This is a genomic window from Streptomyces sp. NPDC051567 (assembly GCF_044454165.1).
Taxonomy (GTDB): Bacteria; Actinomycetota; Actinomycetes; order Streptomycetales; family Streptomycetaceae; genus Streptomyces.
This window is the reverse complement of sequence record NZ_JBITDK010000011.1, coordinates 155,431-173,799: the sequence shown is the minus strand read 5'-3', so window position 1 is coordinate 173,799 and position 18,369 is coordinate 155,431. Positions and strand designations below refer to the sequence as shown.

The window sequence follows — 18,369 nt, the reverse complement described above, 5'->3', positions numbered from 1 at the left end:
TCGAGTGAAGGTGAGAGACCTCCACCGCCGGGCCGTCACAGCGGGTTCCGGACCAGGTCCGGGAAGGCCCGGCACCGCGATGCGGCCGGCGCAGGACGCGCCCGCCGCCCCGTAGGGCCCGACGGGTACCCGGGCCGGGGCATCGACGGCCGTCGCGACAACGGCGGACGGAGGTTCCGGGCCGGACAGTCGTACGTCAGCGCTCGCGTCCCGGCGGGATCACCAGCGGGGTCCTGGACACAGGGTCCTCCAATGGCCCGGCAGGGCAGTCCGAGGACGTCCTCGGACTGCCCTGCCGGGGGTGTGTTCGTCGGGGTGGGCCGAGTGGACAGGTGGTGCGGGGTGGGCGTGGGACGGCGGTCGGGGTCGGACCGTCCGGTGGTCCGGAATTGTCCGGGTTGGCCGTGGCATCGGCCCGGTCCCCGTGATCGTGACTTGAGCGGGTGGGCTTCCGGGCGTTTATGCTTGGCGTATCCATGCATCATTGGGCGCCGTGCGGTGCCGGACCGGCGAAGAGGCCGGACCGGAGCGCGGCGCCTTCGCCGTGCCCTGGCGCCGCCCCCACCCCGGGCGGGCGCGGGGCGTCGCGAGCCCGTGTACGAGGGGGGCGGCAGACCGCCGTGAAGAGGATGTTCGTGGCTCCGGACCCGGGGCGTCTGAGACTGCGCACCTCGCTGCGCGCGGTGGTCGGTGTCGGCGCCGCCGTCGTCGTCGCCGAGCTGTGCGGGCTGTCGCTGACCGCGTCGATCACCGGGGGGCTGGCGGCCCTGCTGGCCCTGTTCACCGTCACCGACGCCACCGTGAAGGCCCAGCGGATCACCACCGCCCTGCTCCCGGTCGCCGGGTTCCCCGTCCTCGCGCTGGCCACCACCTTGCACGGGATGCCGCCGGTCCGCGACGCCGCGTTCCTCGCCGTCGTCCTCGCCGGGGTCTACGCGCGGCGCTGGGGCCCGCGCGGTCACGCCCTCGGGATCTTCGGCTTCATGATGTTCTTCGTCACCCAGTTCCTGCACGCCCTGCCCGCGCAGCTCCCGGAGCTGTACGCCGCCGTGGGGCTGGCCCTGGCCGCCGCCGGGGCCGTGCGGTTCGTGCTGTGGCCCATCGAGCGGCGCACCCCGCCCGCCGCCGCCCCGCCCGGCCTGCCGGGCACCGGACTCGCCCGGCCCACCACCCGACAGGCGTTCCAGGCCACCGCCGCCTGCGCCTTCGCCCTCGCCGTCGGCCAGGTGCTCTCCGAGGAACGCTGGTACTGGGCCGTCGGCACCGCCTGGTGGATCTTCGTGAACACCGCCTCGCGCGGCGAGACCCTCGTCCGGGGGTTCCGCCGGGTCGTCGGCACCGTCGCCGGCATCGCCGCCGGACTGCTGATCGCGGTCCCCCTGCACGGTGCGCCCGCGCCCACCGCCGCGCTGGTCGCCCTCTGCGTCCTCGGCATCTTCTACACCGCGGCCCCCTCGTACTCCTGGATGATGTTCTTCGTCACCGTCATGGCCGGGCTCCTCTACGGGCTCCTGGGCGTCCTCCACCCCGGGCTGCTGCTCCTGCGCTTCGAGGAGACCGCCGTCGGCGCGCTGGGCGCCGCGCTCGCCGTCGTGATCATCCTCCCGGTGACCACCCACGCCGCCAACGACGCCTGGATACAGCGCGCCCTGCACTGCGTACGGGCCGCCACCGCGGCCTCCCTCGACCGCCTCGCCGGGGACCCCGTCGCCGACCCCGCCCCGCACGCCGCCGAACTGGAACTGCTGATCGGCCGGGTCCGGATGGCCCTCGGGCCCCTCGTCCACCCGCTGAGCCCGCTGCGCGCCCGCAAGGCCCGCGCCCGGGAGGTGCTGCGGCTGCTCGACGACTGCGCCCGCGAGGTGCGCGGGCTGGTGGCCGTCGCCGCCGACCCGCAGGCATCGCACGACGCCCGGCTGGCCGCCGCCTGCTGGCGGGTGGAGGCGGCGGTGGAGACCCTGACCGCCCCGCACGGCACCTTCGGCCCCGCCGCCCGCCCGCACCCGCGCCCCGCCGCCGCGGAACCGGCCCTCGCCCACCTGCACGGCCTGGAACACGCCCTCCTCGCCCTCGCCGCCCCGCTGCGCACCCACCCGCGCGCGCCGCTCGTCAGCGCCTGAGCGGGCCGTCCGCCCCCGCCTCCGCGCCCGTACCCGCGTCCGGTTCCGGTTCCAGTCCCGCCGGCAGCCGGCCGGGGGTGTGCACCACGCCCAGGCTCTGCGTGGCCCGGGTCAGGGCCACGTAGAGGTCGCTCGGCCGGAACCCGGACGGCTCCACCACGATCACCGTGTCGAATTCGAGCCCCTTGGCCTGGCGCGGGTCCAGGAGGACCACCGGGCGGGTCAGATCCGGTTCCGCGCCCGCCCGTACCCCGGGGAGCACGGCCGCCAGGCGGGTGTGCAGCTCCCGTTCCGCGATCACCGCGAGCCGCCCCCGGGCCGGGAGCCGCCGCCGCACCGCCTCGCCGACCGTCCGTGCCAGGTCCCCGCTCCCGCGCACCCACGGCCGCACCCCGGTGGACCGTACCGAGCGCGGCGGTGCGAAGCCGGGGTCGCGCGCCCGCAGCACGGCCGTCGCCACCGCCATGATCTCGGCGGGCGTCCGGTAGTTCACCCCCAGCCGGACCAGCTCCCAGCGGTCGCCCACGTACGGGGCCAGCACCCGCTCCCACGTGCCGCAGCCCGCCTCGTCGGACGTCTGCGCGGGATCGCCGACCAGCGTCATCGACCGGGTCGGGCAGCGCCGCATCAGCAGCCGCCAGGCCATCTCCGACAGCTCCTGCGCCTCGTCCACGATGACGTGGCCGAAGGCCCAGGTCCGGTCGGCGGCGGCCCGCTCGGCGGCGCCCCTGTGGTCCGCCTCCTCGTGCCGCTCCGCCATCCGCTCGGCGTCGACGAGGTCGTGCGCCGTGAGGAACTCGCTCTCCTCGTCCTCGAACTCGTACGACTGCGAGCCCTCCGACAGGTCCAGCACCCCCTGGGCGTAGTCGACGCGGTCCCGGCGCTCCCGCTCCGCCGCCGCGCGCCGGGCCCGGTCGTCCTCCCCGAGCAGCTCGGCCGCCTCGTCCAGCAACGGGACGTCGGCCGGGGTCCAGCGGGGCTCCCCACCGGGCTCGCGCCGGATCAGCGCGGCCTCGTGCGCGGGCAGGTGGACCGGGTCCGCGAGGAACCCGCCCACCAGCTCCTCGGGTGTCAGCGGCGGCCAGAGCGCGTCGATCGCGGCGTGCACGGCGGGACTCGTCGCGATCTCCTTGCCGAGCTGGGCGATGTCGTCCTCGCCGAGCAGACAGGGGCCGCCGTACGGGTCGGCGCCGAGGCGGTCGGCGAGCTGCGCCGTGAGGGCGTCGACGATCCGGAAGGCGAAGAAGGGCCGCGCCCGGTTGTGCGGGAGCCCGGTGGCCCGCGCCCGGTCCCGCGCCCCGTACGCCATGGTGCGGTCCAGCCGCAGGGTCCCGTAGCCGTCGTGGTCGATCTCCAGGGCGGGCTCGGGGACCGTTGCGTACTCCTCGCCGCTGCCCGCCGGGACGCTCTGCGGCAGGCGCTGGTGGCCGGCGACGACCCGGGCCAGGACCTCCGCCATCGAGGCCCGCCCCTTGACCGCGGCGGCGCCCGGCCGGTCGGTCCCGGTGGCGCGGACCCCGGGGAAGAGCTCGCCCGGGGTGGACAGGAGCACCCCCGTCTCGCCGAGCGAGGGGAGCACCTCGCCGATGTAGCCCAGGAAGGCCGGGCCCGGCCCGACGATCAGCACCCCGCGCCGGGCGAGCAGCTCGCGGTGGGCGTAGAGCAGGTACGCGGCGCGGTGCAGGGCGACCGCCGTCTTTCCGGTCCCCGGACCGCCCTCCACGACCAGTACGCCCCGGTGCGGGGAGCGGATGACCCGGTCCTGCTCGGCCTGGACCGTGCGCACGATGTCGTGCATCCGGCCGGTCCGGGCGGAGTCGAGCGCGGCGAGCAGCACGGCGTCCGCGTCGGTCCCCTCGTGGCCGGTGCGCTCGGTGTCGGTCAGGTCGAGGATCTCGTCGTGCAGGGCGGTGACCAGCCGTCCCCGGCCGCTGATGTGCCGGCGGCGGCGCAGGCCCATGGGGGTGTGCCCGGTGGCGAGGTAGAACGGCCGGGCCTGCCCGGCGCGCCAGTCCAGGACCAGGGGCGTGCGCTCCGCGTCGTCCGCGCGGATGCCGATCCGGCCGATGTGGTGGTCCCGGCCGTCGGTGAACCCCAGCCGGCCGAAGCAGAGGCCGTTCTCCCCGGCGCGCAGCGCGGAAAGCAGCCCGGACTGCTCGGAGACCAGCACGTCACGCTCCAGCCGGGCCTGGAGACCGCCCCCGACACCGCGCGACGCCTCCTGGACCGCCCGTTCGGCCTGCTCGCGCAGGTCGTCGAGGCGACGGTAAAGGCCGGTGACGAATTTCTGCTCTTCCCGGAATTCATCGGTTGACAATTGCACTCCTGTAGCGATAGAATGTGGGAGTAACCTTCATGTATTCATTTCCCGTGAAGCCATGAATCGTCAAATATACGCACAGCAATCCCCCGTGAGTCAATGGGCGCGGAAGTCGAAGGACGCAGCCCGCCCGGCCGGGGGATTTCTCGTACCCGGGGCCCGTTACGCGCAGCCCGGTACGGGCGCGGATGATACGACTCACGAAACCCTTTCCGCAGCCGGATCGCGGGATATCACCCGGAGGAGTGTTCCCACGGCTCCTGCCGGACGGTGCTGACCTGCGACAGGTACAACAGGCGGTGGTTCATCGCACATTCATCCGGCACGTGCGGGATGAATCTGGTCGTACAGTCGCGCAGTCGTACAAGGGGTGGCGGGCCGGAATGGGAATACTGCAGCAGCGTCAGGACGGTCAGGACCGTCAAGAAGCAGCCCGGGTGTGGGAAGCGGCCGAGGAGTTCATCCGCCTCTTCCACCGGGAGAACAAGGACGCCGGTGACCCGGGAGCCCGGCTCGCCGCCGTCCGGGCCGAGCTGGACGGGACCGGGAGCTACCGGCACACCCCGCAGGAACTGGTCCACGGGGCCCGCGTGGCCTGGCGCAACAGCAACCGCTGCATCGGCAGGCTGTACTGGAACTCGCTGCGCGTCCGCGACCGCCGCGGGCTCACCGACGCCGACGCGATCGCCGACGAGTGCTTCGCGCACTTACGGGAGGCGACCAACGGCGGCCGGGTCCGGCCCACCATCACGGTCTTCGCCCCGGACACCCCGGCCCGCCCCGGCCCGCTGATCTGGAGCGAGCAACTGGTCCGGTACGCCGGCTACGGGGACCACCACGCCCTCACCGTCGGCGACGCCCGCAACGCCCCGCTCACCGAGGCCCTGCTCGCTCTCGGCTGGTCCGGCGGCCCCGGCACCCCCTTCGACCTGCTGCCGCTCGTGGTCCAGGGCGTCGACGACAAGCCGAGGTGGTTCGACACCCCCCGGGACGCCGTGCTGGAGGTACCCGTCGAGCACCCCGACGGAGACGCCGGCGGCGACGGCTGGGCGGACTGGGGGCTGCGCTGGCACGCGGTCCCCGCCATCTCCAACATGTGCCTGGAGATCGGCGGCGTCCGCTACCCGGCCGCCCCCTTCAACGGCTGGTACATGGGGACGGAGATAGGCGCCCGCAACCTCGCCGACACCGACCGGTACAACCTCCTCCCCGCCGTCGCCCGCCGCCTCGGCCTGGACACCTCCACCGACCGCTCGCTCTGGAAGGACCGCGCGCTCGTCGAGCTCAACCGGGCCGTCCTGCACTCCTTCGACCGGGCCGGGGTCACCATCGCCGACCACCACACCGAGTCCCGGCGCTTCCTGGACCACCTGGAACGGGAGGAGCGCAAAGGCCGCGAGGTGGGGGCGGAATGGGCCTGGATCGTGCCGCCCCTCTCCGGCTCCGCCACCCCGGTCTTCCACCGCACCTACGAGGACCGGCCGAGCACCCCGGCGTACGCGCACCTCCCCGGTGCGCGGGAGCGGGCCCAGGGAAGAGGCTTGGTCTAGACCTTCTGTTACCGTCTGCTCCGGAAAGATCCGAAGCGGCGGAGAGGGGCATCCTGTGGGCGGCGAGGAGAGCAGGGGCCGGGGCGGCGGACGGCGGGCCTACATAGGCTCGTTCACCTCGGCGGGCGGGCACGGAATCACCACGGCCGCGGTGGACGCGCCGACCGGAGCGCTGACCGTCCTCTCGGCCACCGACGCCGTCGCGGACCCCTCGTACCTCGCCCTCGCCCCGGACACCGGGCTGCTCTACGCGGTGAGCGAGACCGAGCAGGGCGAGGTGGCCGCCTTCCGGCCCACCGGGGAGGGCCTCGCGCTCCTCGCCCCGGCCGTCCCCTCCGGCGGCTCCGGACCCACCCACCTCAGCCTGGCCGGGGACCGGCTGCTGGCCGCCGGCTACACCTCCGGCACCGTCAGCAGCCTGCCGCTCGCCGCCGACGGCCGCCCGGCCGGTCCCGCCCGCGTCCTCGCGCACCGGGGCTCCGGCCCCGACCCGGAACGCCAGGAACGGCCCCACGCCCACCAGGTGCTGCCCGACCCCTCCGGCCGCTGGGTGCTCAGCGTGGACCTCGGCACCGACTCCGTACGGGTCTGCACCCCGGACCCGGCCACCGGGGCGCCGCGCGTGCACACCGAGACCGCGCTGCGGGCCGGGACCGGCCCGCGCCACCTGGCCTTCCACCCGGACGCCGCCGTGGTCTACGTCCTGCACGAGCTGGAGCCGCAGCTGACCGTCTGCCGCTGGAACCCCGAGGCCGGGCGGCTGGAACCGGTCGCCGAGGTCCCCGTCGCCCCCACGGGCGCCTCCGGGGCCCCGCGGGCCTATCCCTCGGCGGTCGTGGTCTCGCCCGACGGACGGTTCCTCTGGGCGGCCGTCCGGGGCGCCGACACCGTCGTCACCTTCTCGCTCGCCGACGGACCCGGGAAGCCGCGGCTGGCCGGCGCCGTGGACTGCGGCGGCAGGTGGCCGCGCGATCTGGCCGTCGACCCCTCGGGGCGCCGCCTGTACGCGGCCAACGAGCACTCCGGGGACGTCACCTGGTTCGACGTGGACCCGCTGACCGGCCTGCCGCGCGCGGCGGGCTCGGTGGCCGTGCCCGCCGCCACCTGCGTGGTCCTCGGCTGACCGGCCCCCTTCGGACGACACATGAGGGCGGGCCCCCGCAATCCCGGGGGCCCGCCCTCACGTGTGTCCGGCGCGGTGGCCGGGTCAGTGCGCGCCGACGCCCTGGGGGACCGGGATGCCGAGGGCCGCGGAGTACTGCGCGACGGCCAGCTTGCCGAGTGCCGGATAGGCGCCGAGCACCTCGGCGGCGGCGCAGCCGGCCTCCTTGCAGGCGGTGTCCAGCAGCCCTTCGGCGGCCTCCGGGCCGATCAGGTACGGGGCCAGCGCCAGTTGCCCGGAGCCCTCGCGGCGCAGCTGCTCGGCGACGAAGGCCACCGAGCCCTCCTGGTCGAGCGCGGCGGCCTTCACCGGCACCGCGAGACGGGCGGCCAGCAGCATGCCGGTGATCCCGGCGGCCTTGACGGCCTCCTCGCCGCCCGTGGTGGCCAGGACGATGCCGTCGGCGGCGGTGGTCACGGTGAAGAGCCGGGCCCGGTCGGCGCGGGCCAGCCCCGCCTCGGAGAGCCGTACGTGCAGCGCCTCGGCCAGCAGCGGGTGCGGCCCCAGGACGTCGGCCAGTTCGGCGGCGGCCGGGGAGTCCATCAGGGCCCGGCGGACGCGGCGCAGCAGGTCGCCGTCCGGACCGGCCAGCAGGGGCACGACCACGGCGTCCGGGCCGGTCGGCGCGGGCACCTCGTGACCGGTGGCGCGGGCGAACTCCGCGCGCGCGGCGCGCTCGGCCGCGACGGTGGTCAGCACACCGGACAGCGACGGGAACGCGGAGGCGTCGTCACCGTCGAGGAAACCGATGCGGGCGTCCAGGCCGGGCAGTTCGGAGCGGCCGATGCTGATGATCTCTTCCGCGAGCCCACGGGAGGCGGCCGAGGGGACACCGGGCACGGCGAGCACCAGCGCGGGCGCGCCCTCGGGCGCCACCGCGGGCTCGGGCCGGCGGTGCCGTCCGGTCTGACGGGGTCGCGGCATTCGTACGGGCAGGCCAGCGGGCCCAGTGGGGGAGCTCATGGCGCCGCATGCTACTGGCTCATCGGAACAGGGTGTTCGGGCAGGGCCAGTTGAGGCGGCATCTGTCCGTATTTATCCGGTGAATGTCAGATACGGTCAACTGACGGACGGCAACCGCCAGTCCACGGGCTGTGCGCCCTGACCCACCAGCAGCTCGTTGGTCCGGCTGAACGGCCGGGAGCCGAAGAAGCCGTAGTCGGCGGAGCGGGGGGAGGGGTGCGAGGACTCCACCACGGGCAGTTCGCCCAGGAGCGGGCGCAGGTTGCGGGCCGCCCGGCCCCAGAGGACGGAGACCAGCGGCCCGCCGCGCGCGGCGAGCGCCCGGATGGCCTGGTCGGTGACGGCCTCCCACCCCTTGCCCTGGTGCGCGTTGGGCCTGCGCGGGGCCGTGGTGAGCGAGCGGTTGAGCAGCAGCACGCCCTGCCGGGTCCAGGGGGTGAGGTCGCCGTTGGCGGGCCGGCCGGTGCCCAGGTCCCGGTGGAGTTCCAGGAAGATGTTGTCGAGGCTGGGCGGCACCGGCTGGACCTCGGGCGCCACCGAGAACGACAGCCCCACCGCGTGGCCCGGGGTGGGGTACGGGTCCTGGCCGACGATCAGTACCCTGACCTCGTCGAAAGGCTGCTGGAAGGCGCGCAGTACCTGGGTCCCGGCCGGGAGGTAGGTCCTGCCCGCCGCGATCTCGGCGCGCAGGAAGTCGCCCATCGCGGCGATCTGCTCCGCCACCGGCTCCAGAGCGCGGGCCCAGCCCGGCTCGACGATCTCGTTCAACGGTCGTGCTGTCACGGTGGATCACTCTACTGGCCCACCGTCGCGCCCCGCGCACACGGACCGGCCCAGTTGTACGAGAGATCTCGTAGTACGAGAGGAATCGTAGTACGGTGAATCTCGTACTAAGCCGCCGATCCCCGGCGCGCCCGGTGACCTCTGGAGAGCCCTGATGAGTGCTGCCGCCACCCCTGCCGCCTTCACCGCCCTGTTCGAGCCCCTCACCCTCCGCTCGGTCACCGTGCCGAACCGGGTGTGGATGGCCGCGATGTGCCAGTACAGCGCCGAGCCCTGCGGACCGGACGCCGGGGTGGCCGGCGACTGGCACTTCGCGCACTACGCCGCCCGCGCCGTCGGCGGCGCCGGCCTGATCGTCCAGGAGGCCACCGCGGTCTCCCCGGAAGGCCGGATCTCCCCCTACGACCTCGGGCTCTGGAACGACACCCAGGTCGCGGCGGCGCGCCGGATCACCTCCTTCCTCAAAGCCCGGGGAACCGTCGCGGGCATCCAGCTCGCCCACGCGGGCCGCAAAGCGTCCACCGACCGGACCTGGAAGGGCGGGTCCCCGGTCGGTCCCGGGGAGCACGGCTGGCGGCCGAGCGCCCCCAGCGCCGTGCCGTTCGACGAGAGCCACCCGGTCCCCCACGAACTGACGGCCGGTGAGATCGAGGAGACCGTGCGCCTGTTCGCCGACGCCGCCCGGCGCGCGCTGGCCGCCGGGTACGAGGTCGTCGAGATCCACGGCGCCCACGGCTACCTCATCGGCGAGTTCCTCTCCCCGCACAGCAACCGGCGCACCGACCGCTACGGCGGCTCCTTCGAGAACCGGACCCGCTTCGCCCTCGACGTCGTGGACGCGGTCCGGGCGGTGTGGCCCGCGCGGCTCCCGCTGTTCTTCCGGATCTCCGCCACCGACTGGCTGGGCGAGGCCGGCTGGACCGCCGACGAGACGGTCCGCCTGGCCCGGCTGCTCCAGGAGCGCGGGGTCGACCTCCTCGACGTCTCCACCGGCGGCCTCGCCCCCGGGGTGACGATCCCCGTCGGCCCCGGCTACCAGGTGCCGTTCGCGGCCCGGGTCAAGGCCGAGACCGGTCTCCCGGTGGCCGCGGCCGGCCTGATCACCGAACCGGCACAGGCCGAGAAGATCCTGGCCGACGGGGAGGCGGACGCGGTCCTCCTGGGCCGGGAACTGCTGCGCGACCCCTACTGGGCCCGCCGCGCCGCCGCCGAACTGGGCGCCGACATCCGCACCCCCCTGCCGTACCACCGGTCCTGGTGAACCGGGGCGGCCCGGAGCCCCCGGGCCGCCCCCGGGCACGGCCCCGCGCCGGTTCTACGACACCTCTCGTACGATTCGTACGACGGAGCCGCAGAACGGGCCGAACGAGCGGAGCAGGACATGACAGCACCGGACACGGTCCGCGCCCTCGCCCACCCCGCGACGGCCGAGATCCGCCTGGAAGGGGTGCTGCACGCCCTCTCCGACCCGGTCCGGCTCTCCATCGTGCGCGCTCTCGCCGCCTCTGACGCAGAACTCTCCTGCTCGCACTTCACGCTGCCGGTCACCAAGTCCACCACCACGCACCACTTCCGCGTCCTGCGCGAGAGCGGTGTCGTACGCCAGACCTACCGGGGCACGGCCAAACTGAACGGCCTGCGCCGCGAGGACCTGGCGGCCCTCTTCCCCGGACTGCTCGACAGCGTGCTCACCGCGGCCACCGCCGAGGAGACCCGGCTGAGGCCCCCGGGGAACGCCCAGGGCGTGTCGTGAAAGCGGCGCCCGGCTGACGGAAGGCCGCCGAAGTCCGCGAGGACGACGGCGACGGCGACGACGGCGAGCAGCGGCCCTTCCACCCCAGGACCTGGACCCGTTCATCGAACTTCCAATGATCGTTCATGCCCCGGACCTACGTTCTTCGACAGCGGGGGAACACCCCGCCAACCACCTTCCCCGCGTCGAAGAAAGCACGGTCCACCATGAAACTCCGCCTCGCCTCCGCGGGACTCGCCGCCGCCGTGGCCGCCACCGGCATCACGCTCGGCCTGACCGCGAGCCCCGCGTACGCCTCCGGAGCGCCCGGGGAGGTGAAGATCGGCGGACTCTGCCTCGACGCCCGGAACAGCGGTCCGTACGACGGGGCGCCGGTCCAGCTCTACCCGTGCAACGGCACCCAGGCGCAGTACTGGTACGAGATGATGTACGCCACCGGCCTGAACACCAAGGTCCAACTCGTCAACAAGGCGTCCGGGCGCTGCCTCGACATCCCGGACAACAACGCCCGCAGCGGCCAGGAACTCCAGGTGTGGACCTGCAACAGGTCCGACGCCCAGCGGTTCCGGTTCGAGGGCGGCAACCCCGACCTCGCGGGCGGGTGGCGCACCCTCGTCAACGACACCTCCCATCTCGTCCTCGACGCCCCCGGCGCCCTCTGGCACAGCGGCGCCCGCCCCTACCTGCATCCGCGCAACGGCACGGGCGCGCAGCGGTGGTACTTCACGCCGGGGGAGGAGTACGGCAGCGGCGGCGACCCGTGCGGCCCCAGGCCGTCCGTCTGCTGACGGCCTCCAGGCCGAAGGCCCGTCCGGCCGCGCCCCGGGCCCAGCGCCCCGGGCCTCCCGCCGGTCAGCCCGGCGCCGCACCGCCCGCCGCGGTCCCCGGCGCCGGGCCCGGCCGGGCGCCCGCCGCGCGCAGCAGGCCCGGCCGGTCCGGGATCTTCACCGAGCGGCGGCCCAGCGAGCGGCCCAGCTCCGCCTCGGCCGCCTCGACGGCCAGCCAGCCCGACCACTCCACCGGGCGCAGCCCCGCCGCCCGCAGCGCGTCCAGCGGGTCCCCGGGCAGCGCGCGCCGGGCCAGCGCCCCCGCGTCCTGGAGCAGGCAGGACACGGTCTCCTTGGCGCACGGCCGGTTGGTGCCGATCACCCCGGTCGGGCCGCGCTTGATCCAGCCCGCCACGTACTCGCCCGGCGAGGCGCGGCCCGCGCGCAGCACCCGGCCCGCCGCGTGCGGGACCGTGCCCGTCACCGGGTCGAAGGGCAGGCCGGGCAGCGGGACACCCCGGTACCCGACCGAGCGCAGCACCAGCTGCGCCTCCAGCTCCTCGTACACGCCCGTCCCGGTCACCGCGTCGGGGCCGTCCGGGACGGTCCGCTCGAAGCGCACCCCGGTGACCCGGCCGCCGGGCCCGCCCAGCACCTCCACCGGGCGCAGGTAGAACCGCAGGACGACCCGGCGCCGGGCGCCGCCCGGACCCCGCAGCGCCCAGCCGCGCAGCACCTCCAGGTTCCGCCGCGCCACCGCGGGCAGCTCCGCCGCCGCGTCCGGGCCGGCGGCGTACGCGGGGTCGAGGGCCGCCTCGGCGGGGTCCACCAGGGCGTCCACGCCGGGCAGTGCGCCCAGTTCCCGTAGCTCCTTGGTGGTGAACCGGGCCTGGGAGGGGCCCCGCCGGGCCACCATGGCCACCGTGCGGACCCCGCTGGCGGCGAGCGCGCCGAGCGCCTGCTGCGGCATGTCGGTGGGGGCCAGCTCCGGCGCGCCCCGGGCCAGCAGGCGCACCACGTCCACCGCGACGTTGCCCGCCCCGACCACCACCGCCGACCGGGCGCGGGCCAGCGCGAAGTCCCCGGCGGCGGCGTCCGGGTGCCCGCTGTACCAGGCCACGAACTCCGTCGCGGAGTGCACCCCGGCCAGCTCCTCGCCGGGGATGCCCAGCGGCCGGTCCCGCGCCGCGCCCACGCAGTACACCACCGCGTGGTACAGCTCCAGCAGCCGTCCGGTGGAGAGCCGCGGCCCGCCGACCTCCACGTCGCCGAGGAAGCGGACCCGGTCGTCCTCCAGCACCGCGCGCAGGTTCCCCTGGAGCGACTTGATCTTCTCGTGGTCGGGGGCGACCCCGTACCGGACGAGGCCGTAGGGCGTGGGCAGCCGGTCCAGCACGTCGACCCGCACGCCCGGCACCTCGCACTGCCCGACCAGGCCCTGGGCGGCGTACACCCCGCTGGGGCCCGATCCGACCACGGCCACACGAAGCACGGCGGAACTCCTCCCGCAGAGGGTTTCAGCATGGCACCCGGCCCGGGGGCCGTCAGCCCAGCGCGCGCATCCGGTGGATCTCGACGCTCTGGGTGGCCACGACCTCGGTGGCCATCTCCTCGACCAGCACGTTGTTGCCCCCGGCCAGCGCCTGTCCGGCCATCTTCAGCGCGCCCTCGTGGTGGGTGGTCATCAGCCTCAGGAAGAGCCGGTCGAAGTCGGCGCCCCGGGCCCGCGTCAGCTCCTCGATCTGCCCCTCGGTGGCCATGCCCGGCATCGCGCCGTGATCGTGGCCCCCCGTACCGGCCCCCGCGGGCGGCGCCGGGTGCTGTGTCAGCCATGCCTCCATCGCCCCGATCTCGGGCCCCTGCGCGGCGGTGATCCGCTCGGCGATGCGCCGGACCCCCTCGGCCGAGGCCCGCTGCGGAGCGAGCGCGCTCATCGTCAGCGCCTGCCGGTGGTGCTCGATCATGTGCAGGACGTAGGTGTGGTCGGCCGCGTTGGGGCTGTCGTCGGGCCGTGCCGCGGCGGCCTGTTCGGGGGAGAGCGTGCGGGCCGCCTCGCCCGGTCTGCCGGGGGCGATCACCACGGCCCGCCCGTCCCGGGCCTCGCCCTGGCCCCGCGCCGCACCGTCGTCCTGGCAGCCGGTGAGGGCGAGCAGGAGGCCGGCGGCCACGGCCGTTCCGGCAATTCGGCCGAGTATTACGTTTGCCATGTCCATGAAAAGGAAGATACTGCCGACGTGCCGGTTCCGTCGCCGGCGGAACGACCGGACTTCCCATGGGAGGGCTTCAGTGACCTCGTTGTACACCAGCAGAGCACGGCACAGGAAGACGGCGGCGGCCGTCTTCGCGGCCGGACTCCTCACCGCGCTCCTGACCGGCGGACCCGCCTCCGCCAGCCCGGACCCGGGCGACCTCACGACGGGCGCCGACGCCGGCGCCGCAGCGGCCCTGACCGGCGGCCAGGGCAGGACGCTCGCCCCCGGCGAGATCCCGGGCCAGGACGAGATCGTCCACAGCCCCAACGTCACCCACCTGGCCAACATCCCCAGGACGGGCACCGCCGTCAACTCCGACCTGGCCTTCCAGGGCAAGTACGCCTACGCGGGCAACTACGACGGCTTCACCGTCTACGACATCGGCAACCCCAAGAAGCCGAAGACGGTCAGCCAGGTGCTCTGCCCCGGCGGCCAGAACGACATCTCGGTCCACGGCGACCTGCTCTTCCTCTCCACCGACTCCTCCCGCAGCGACGACTCCTGCAACAGCGTCTCGCAGCCCGCCACGGAGAAGTCCTCGTGGGAGGGGATACGCATCTTCGACATCAAGGACAAGAAGAACCCCCGCTACATCAAGTCCGTCGAGACCGCCTGCGGCTCCCACACCCACACCCTGGTGCCGGACGACCGGGACATCTACCTCTACGTCGCCTCGTACGGGCCGAACGAGGCGTTCCCGGACTGCAAGCCCCCGCACGACGGCATCTCGGTCGTCAAGGTCCCGAAGAAGGCACCCACCCGGGCCGCGGTCGTCGGCTTCCCGGTCCTCTTCCCCGACGGCGGCAACCCGGGCGCGCCCGCCAACCCCGGCGTCACCCGGACCACCGGCTGCCACGACATCACCGTGCTGCCCTCGAAGGACCTGGCCGCCGGAGCCTGCCTGGGCGACGGCATCCTCTTCGACATCAGCGAGCCCGAGCGGCCGCGGGTCATCGACCGGGTCCAGGACAACGTCAACTTCGCGTTCTGGCACTCGGCCACCTTCAACGAGCGCGCGAACAAGGTGGTGTTCACCGACGAGCTGGGCGGCGGTGGCGGCGCCACCTGCAACGAGGCCACCGGACCGAACCGGGGCGCCAACGGCATCTACGACCTCACCGGCCGCGGCGACCAGCGCGAGCTCGCCTTCCGCAGCTACTTCAAGATCCCGCGCCACCAGGGCGCCACCGAGAACTGCGTGGCCCACAACGGCTCGCTGGTCCCCGTCGGCGGCGGTCGCGACATCATGGTCCAGGCCTGGTACCAGGGCGGCATCTCGGTCTGGGACTTCACCGACTCCGACCGGCCCCAGGAGATCGGCTACTTCGAGCGCGGCCCGGTCAGCACGCAGACGCGCACGACGGGCGGTTCCTGGTCGGCCTACTACTACAACGGGCACATCTACTCGAACGACATCACCAAGGGCCTCGACGTGCTGAGGATCGACGACCCGCGCACCGACAGCGCCCGGTGGGTCCGCACCGACCGGCTCAACGTGCAGACCCAGCCCGAGTACCGCTGACCCCCACGGACCCGCCACCGACCCTCACGAACCGGACGTCCCGCCGGGCGGCCCCCCGGCCGGCGGGACACCCAGCTCCCAGTCCAGCCCGTAACGCTGGAACAGCTCGGCCCGCAGCCGGGCCACCGGCATCGGCGCGCCCGGCAGCAGCACCGCCACCACCGCGCCCATCAACAGCGCCCGCAGCAGCGGGTAGTCCGTGTCCACGTCGGCCGAACCGTAGCGGGTGACGGTGTCCCGCAGCAGCTCCGCCAGCCGCTGCTGCTCGGGGCACTGCACGAACCCCTCGGCCGCGAGGATGCCCGCCATGTGGGTCCGCATCAGCAACGGCTGGTCACGGGCCAGCCCCAGGACCGCGTCGACCGCCCGCGCCATGCGTTCGCGCCCCTCGTGGACCCCGGCGGCGCGCGGCTCCCGCTCCAGCGCCGCGTGCAGGGTGAGGTGCATCAGCCGGTGCACCGCCGACTGCAGCAACTGCCGTTTGCCCGGGAAGTAGTACGAGATCAGGCCCCGCGCGGCGCCCGCCCGGTCGGCGATGTCCCCGAGGGTCGTGGCCTCGTAGCCGCGCTCGGCCACCAGCTCCACCGTGGCCTGGAGCAGCCGCTCCCTGGAACGCCTGCGCAATTCTTCATTGACCGATGCGCTGCGCGGGGACATGCTTACTCCTGCGTTGACTGGCTCCCGGCCAATATACTCAGCGCGCGGAGCGGCCTGCTCTGGGTGACACGGGGGATCGCCCAGGGCAGGCCCACCGCACCTTCACGCCCCGGCGGGGCCCGGTCTGCCGGTCCGTCCGGTGCCGGACGCCGCGAGAGCCACCACGGCCACGCCCAGCAGCCAGCCCGCGAGCACGTCCGACGGCCAGTGCACCCCCAGGTAGAGCCGGGTGAAGCCGACCCCGAGCACCGACACCCCGGCCACCGCCCACGCCGCCGCCACCAGGGCGCCCGGGGTCTGCCGGGGGAGCAGCCACAGCATCAGCCCGCACACCACGGTCGCCGTCAGGGCATGACCGGAGGGGTAGGACGCGAAGTGCGCCGAGTCCACCGGGTCCTGCCACACCGGACGCTCCCGGCCCACCAGCGCCTTCATCCCCTGCGACACCGCCGCGGCCAGCAACGTCGCCAGCGCGACCCGCACCGCCCGCTCGCGGTCACCGCGCAGCCACAGCCACACACAGGCCACGGCCGCCAGGGCCCGCATCGCCCAGGGGTCCCACGGCCAGTCGGTGAGCACCCGCATCAGGTGGGTGACCCCGGGGTGGCCGACGGCGTAACCGTGCAGCTCCCGCACGACGTGGCCGTCGTAGGACAGCAGCGGCGGCCACCCGGCCACCACCAGCACGGTCAGGACGGCGGCGAGCAGGGCGCAGCACAGCCCGGCCCACCTCAGACGATCGCTTCGCATGGGGAAGATCCTCGCACCGGACGGCGGGCCCGGGCGCCGCCGGGTCACGCGAGGGCGCTCAGCCCCGGCACGAAGGCCACCAGCAGCGGCACCGCCGGGACCAGCGTGGCCAGCGCCGTCAGCCGCAGCCGGCGCCCCGCCGGGAGGCGCGGCGCCGCCGACAGCAGCCGGCGCACCCGCTGCGGGACGAGGGCCTGCGGGGCCGGGCCCGGCCCGAACACCCCCCGGTCCTCGTTCAGCCCGACCAGGGCCAGCGCGGTCGTCAGCCGCCCGAACCGCCGCGAGGCCACGTCGTCGGCGGCCAGCTCCACCAGCCGGTCCATCTCCGCCTCGAAGGCCGCGAAGACCGGGATCTGCGGGAACCCCCGGGACAGCGCCCGCGCGCAGTGCAGCAGCCAGTCGTGCCGGGCCGCCGCGTGCCCCTGCTCGTGCGCCAGGACGGCGTCCAGCTGGCTGCCCTTCAGCCGGCCCAGCGCCGCCGTCGTGATCACCAGCTGCGGGACCGCCCCCGGCAGCCACCACGCGTCGGGCCGCGGCCCCTCCAGCACGACGAGCCGCGCCCCGGCCGGTTCCTCCCCGGGCAGCAGCGGGGCCCGCAGCAGCAGCTCGGTGCCCTGGGCGCGCCGCCGGGCCCGCGCCCGCAGCACCTCCCGCGTCAGCATCGCCGCGGTCCACAGCGCGCCGCCCGCCAGCGCCAGCGCGGTACCGGCCGCCCAGGGGCCGCCGGAGGCGCCCAGGGCGTAGGCGTCGGCCACCCCGTGCGGGGCGCCGGCGAAGAGCCCGCCCCGGACCGCCTGCCAGGCCGCCGCCGCGCTCAGCAGCATCGACAGGCCGAAGCAGAGCAGCACCGCGCCCACGACGCACTGCCACGCCCACAGGGCGAGGACGGGTTCGCGGTCGGGCCAGTCGGCCCGCGCCAGCAGACGGGGCGCGAGCACCGCGGTCAGGGCGCCGAGCGGCAGGAGAACGGCGAGGACCATCATGGGCGTCACCCTATGAGCGCGGACCCCGCCCCGGTACGGCCCCGGCCGCATTGGTGACGCAGGACACGTGTGCCGGTGCCTCACGCCATGAGGAGCATGGCCAGCATTCCCATCCCCATGGCCAGCCGGCAGGCACGTGTCAGCTCGGCCGCCTTCGCGGGCGGCCCGCCCCCGGCGACCGCCGCACCGCCCGCCCCGCCCGCCCCGGCCGTCACCAGCCGGGCCCCGCCGAGCAGGACGTACCCCGCGAAGTAGAGGAGCAGGGCCCCGGTCATGAGCGGCGCCCCCGCCCAGGCTCCCGCGCCCGCCCCCGCGCCGGAGCCGTGTCCGTGCCCGGCGGCCGTCGTCATCGTCAGCGCCATGTACAGCATGGCCGCCGAGCCGATCAGGTGGTGCGCGTGGTGGACCCCGCCCCGCAGCAGCCACAGGGCGTGCAGCGCCGCCCCGCAGAAGAGGGCCAGGAGAAGGACGGGACCCCAGGGCCCGATCCCCGGGGGCAGCGCCATCAGGGCCGTCCCGAAGCCCATCACCGCCTCGCCGGCCGCCGCGCCCCGTGCCTCGCGGCCGGATCTGGCCGCCTGCACCAGGCAGTACGCGCCGCTCACCGCGCACAGCAGGACGAGCAGCCAGGAGGAGACGGAGGCGGAGAGGGACAGGGCGGAACCGTGCACGGCACAACTCCCGGTTCGTCGGCGTCACCGGAAGAGATGCCCGCCCGCGAGGGCCCGCACGCCGCCCGGGTACGCTCTGCGTGCCGTACGGGCACGACACGTGCCACCGCGCAGAA

The 18,369-nt window shown here is 74.8% G+C and carries 16 protein-coding genes; 7 read left to right on the top strand and 9 right to left on the bottom strand.

Annotation, left to right across the window (positions count from 1 at the left end):
- The first annotated feature begins 629 nt into the window (after positions 1 to 629).
- Entirely contained in the window at positions 630 to 2,120 is a 1,491-nt protein-coding gene (locus ACIA5F_RS15445) for an FUSC family protein (protein WP_399353079.1), read from the top strand.
- Here the strand turns inward: ACIA5F_RS15445 and ACIA5F_RS15440 are convergent.
- Complete coding sequence (locus tag ACIA5F_RS15440) at positions 2,110 to 4,437, bottom strand: HelD family protein (protein WP_399352994.1); 2,328 nt, start codon at positions 4,435 to 4,437, stop codon at positions 2,110 to 2,112. The genes ACIA5F_RS15445 and ACIA5F_RS15440 overlap by 11 nt on opposite strands.
- Positions 4,438 to 4,823: 386 nt before the next feature.
- Here ACIA5F_RS15440 and ACIA5F_RS15435 point away from each other — a divergent pair, with 386 nt between their 5' ends.
- Both ACIA5F_RS15435 and ACIA5F_RS15430 read left to right on the top strand, forming a co-directional pair.
- Positions 4,824 to 5,990: a nitric oxide synthase oxygenase gene (locus ACIA5F_RS15435; RefSeq protein WP_399352992.1), complete on the top strand. Its 1,167-nt coding sequence runs from the start codon at positions 4,824 to 4,826 to the stop codon at positions 5,988 to 5,990.
- Positions 5,991 to 6,045: 55 nt separating this feature from the next.
- Positions 6,046 to 7,113, top strand: a complete 1,068-nt coding sequence (locus tag ACIA5F_RS15430) for a lactonase family protein (protein WP_399352990.1) — start codon at positions 6,046 to 6,048, stop codon at positions 7,111 to 7,113.
- A gap of 84 nt (positions 7,114 to 7,197) precedes the next feature.
- On the opposite strand, the gene ACIA5F_RS15425 is transcribed toward ACIA5F_RS15430, so the two are convergent.
- Together ACIA5F_RS15425 and ACIA5F_RS15420 are read right to left on the bottom strand one after the other, a co-directional pair.
- Positions 7,198 to 8,115 carry a sirohydrochlorin chelatase gene (locus ACIA5F_RS15425; RefSeq protein ID WP_399352988.1) on the bottom strand — a complete coding sequence of 306 codons (918 nt, stop codon included), beginning with the start codon at positions 8,113 to 8,115 and terminating at the stop codon, positions 7,198 to 7,200.
- A 96-nt stretch (positions 8,116 to 8,211) separates the two neighbouring features.
- Complete coding sequence (locus tag ACIA5F_RS15420) at positions 8,212 to 8,898, bottom strand: uracil-DNA glycosylase (protein ID WP_399352986.1); 687 nt, start codon at positions 8,896 to 8,898, stop codon at positions 8,212 to 8,214.
- A gap of 154 nt (positions 8,899 to 9,052) precedes the next feature.
- Here ACIA5F_RS15420 and ACIA5F_RS15415 point away from each other — a divergent pair, with 154 nt between their 5' ends.
- The 3 genes from ACIA5F_RS15415 (at position 9,053) to ACIA5F_RS15405 (ending at position 11,439) form a co-directional block, all read left to right on the top strand.
- Positions 9,053 to 10,159 carry an NADH:flavin oxidoreductase/NADH oxidase gene (locus ACIA5F_RS15415; protein ID WP_399352984.1) on the top strand — a complete coding sequence of 369 codons (1,107 nt, stop codon included), beginning with the start codon at positions 9,053 to 9,055 and terminating at the stop codon, positions 10,157 to 10,159.
- A gap of 120 nt (positions 10,160 to 10,279) precedes the next feature.
- Entirely contained in the window at positions 10,280 to 10,651 is a 372-nt protein-coding gene (locus ACIA5F_RS15410; protein WP_399352983.1) for an ArsR/SmtB family transcription factor, read from the top strand.
- A gap of 206 nt (positions 10,652 to 10,857) precedes the next feature.
- Positions 10,858 to 11,439, top strand: a complete 582-nt coding sequence (locus ACIA5F_RS15405; RefSeq protein ID WP_399352981.1) for an RICIN domain-containing protein — start codon at positions 10,858 to 10,860, stop codon at positions 11,437 to 11,439.
- 64 nt (positions 11,440 to 11,503) lie between these two features.
- Here ACIA5F_RS15405 and ACIA5F_RS15400 read toward each other — a convergent pair whose 3' ends face one another.
- Together ACIA5F_RS15400 and ACIA5F_RS15395 are read right to left on the bottom strand one after the other, a co-directional pair.
- Positions 11,504 to 12,910 carry an FAD-dependent oxidoreductase gene (locus tag ACIA5F_RS15400; protein WP_399352979.1) on the bottom strand — a complete coding sequence of 469 codons (1,407 nt, stop codon included), beginning with the start codon at positions 12,908 to 12,910 and terminating at the stop codon, positions 11,504 to 11,506.
- A 52-nt stretch (positions 12,911 to 12,962) separates the two neighbouring features.
- Positions 12,963 to 13,631, bottom strand: coding sequence for a DUF305 domain-containing protein (locus tag ACIA5F_RS15395; protein ID WP_399352977.1), 669 nt, complete (start codon positions 13,629 to 13,631; stop codon positions 12,963 to 12,965).
- Positions 13,632 to 13,704: 73 nt separating this feature from the next.
- Between ACIA5F_RS15395 and ACIA5F_RS15390 the strand changes: the two genes are divergently transcribed.
- The gene (locus ACIA5F_RS15390; RefSeq protein ID WP_399352975.1) at positions 13,705 to 15,192 is read left to right on the top strand and encodes an LVIVD repeat-containing protein; all 1,488 of its coding nucleotides are present in this window, start codon (positions 13,705 to 13,707) and stop codon (positions 15,190 to 15,192) included.
- A 24-nt stretch (positions 15,193 to 15,216) separates the two neighbouring features.
- On the opposite strand, the gene ACIA5F_RS15385 is transcribed toward ACIA5F_RS15390, so the two are convergent.
- From ACIA5F_RS15385 to ACIA5F_RS15370, 4 genes are all read right to left on the bottom strand, one after another.
- Positions 15,217 to 15,849 (bottom strand): TetR/AcrR family transcriptional regulator, encoded by a 633-nt coding sequence (locus tag ACIA5F_RS15385; RefSeq protein ID WP_399352973.1) that lies wholly within the window; start codon positions 15,847 to 15,849, stop codon positions 15,217 to 15,219.
- A 102-nt stretch (positions 15,850 to 15,951) separates the two neighbouring features.
- Complete coding sequence (locus ACIA5F_RS15380; RefSeq protein ID WP_399352972.1) at positions 15,952 to 16,599, bottom strand: phosphatase PAP2 family protein; 648 nt, start codon at positions 16,597 to 16,599, stop codon at positions 15,952 to 15,954.
- Positions 16,600 to 16,643: 44 nt separating this feature from the next.
- Positions 16,644 to 17,582, bottom strand: a complete 939-nt coding sequence (locus ACIA5F_RS15375; RefSeq protein ID WP_399352970.1) for a M56 family metallopeptidase — start codon at positions 17,580 to 17,582, stop codon at positions 16,644 to 16,646.
- 80 nt (positions 17,583 to 17,662) lie between these two features.
- Positions 17,663 to 18,253: a DUF5134 domain-containing protein gene (locus ACIA5F_RS15370; protein WP_399352968.1), complete on the bottom strand. Its 591-nt coding sequence runs from the start codon at positions 18,251 to 18,253 to the stop codon at positions 17,663 to 17,665.
- Positions 18,254 to 18,369: the final 116 nt, after the last annotated feature.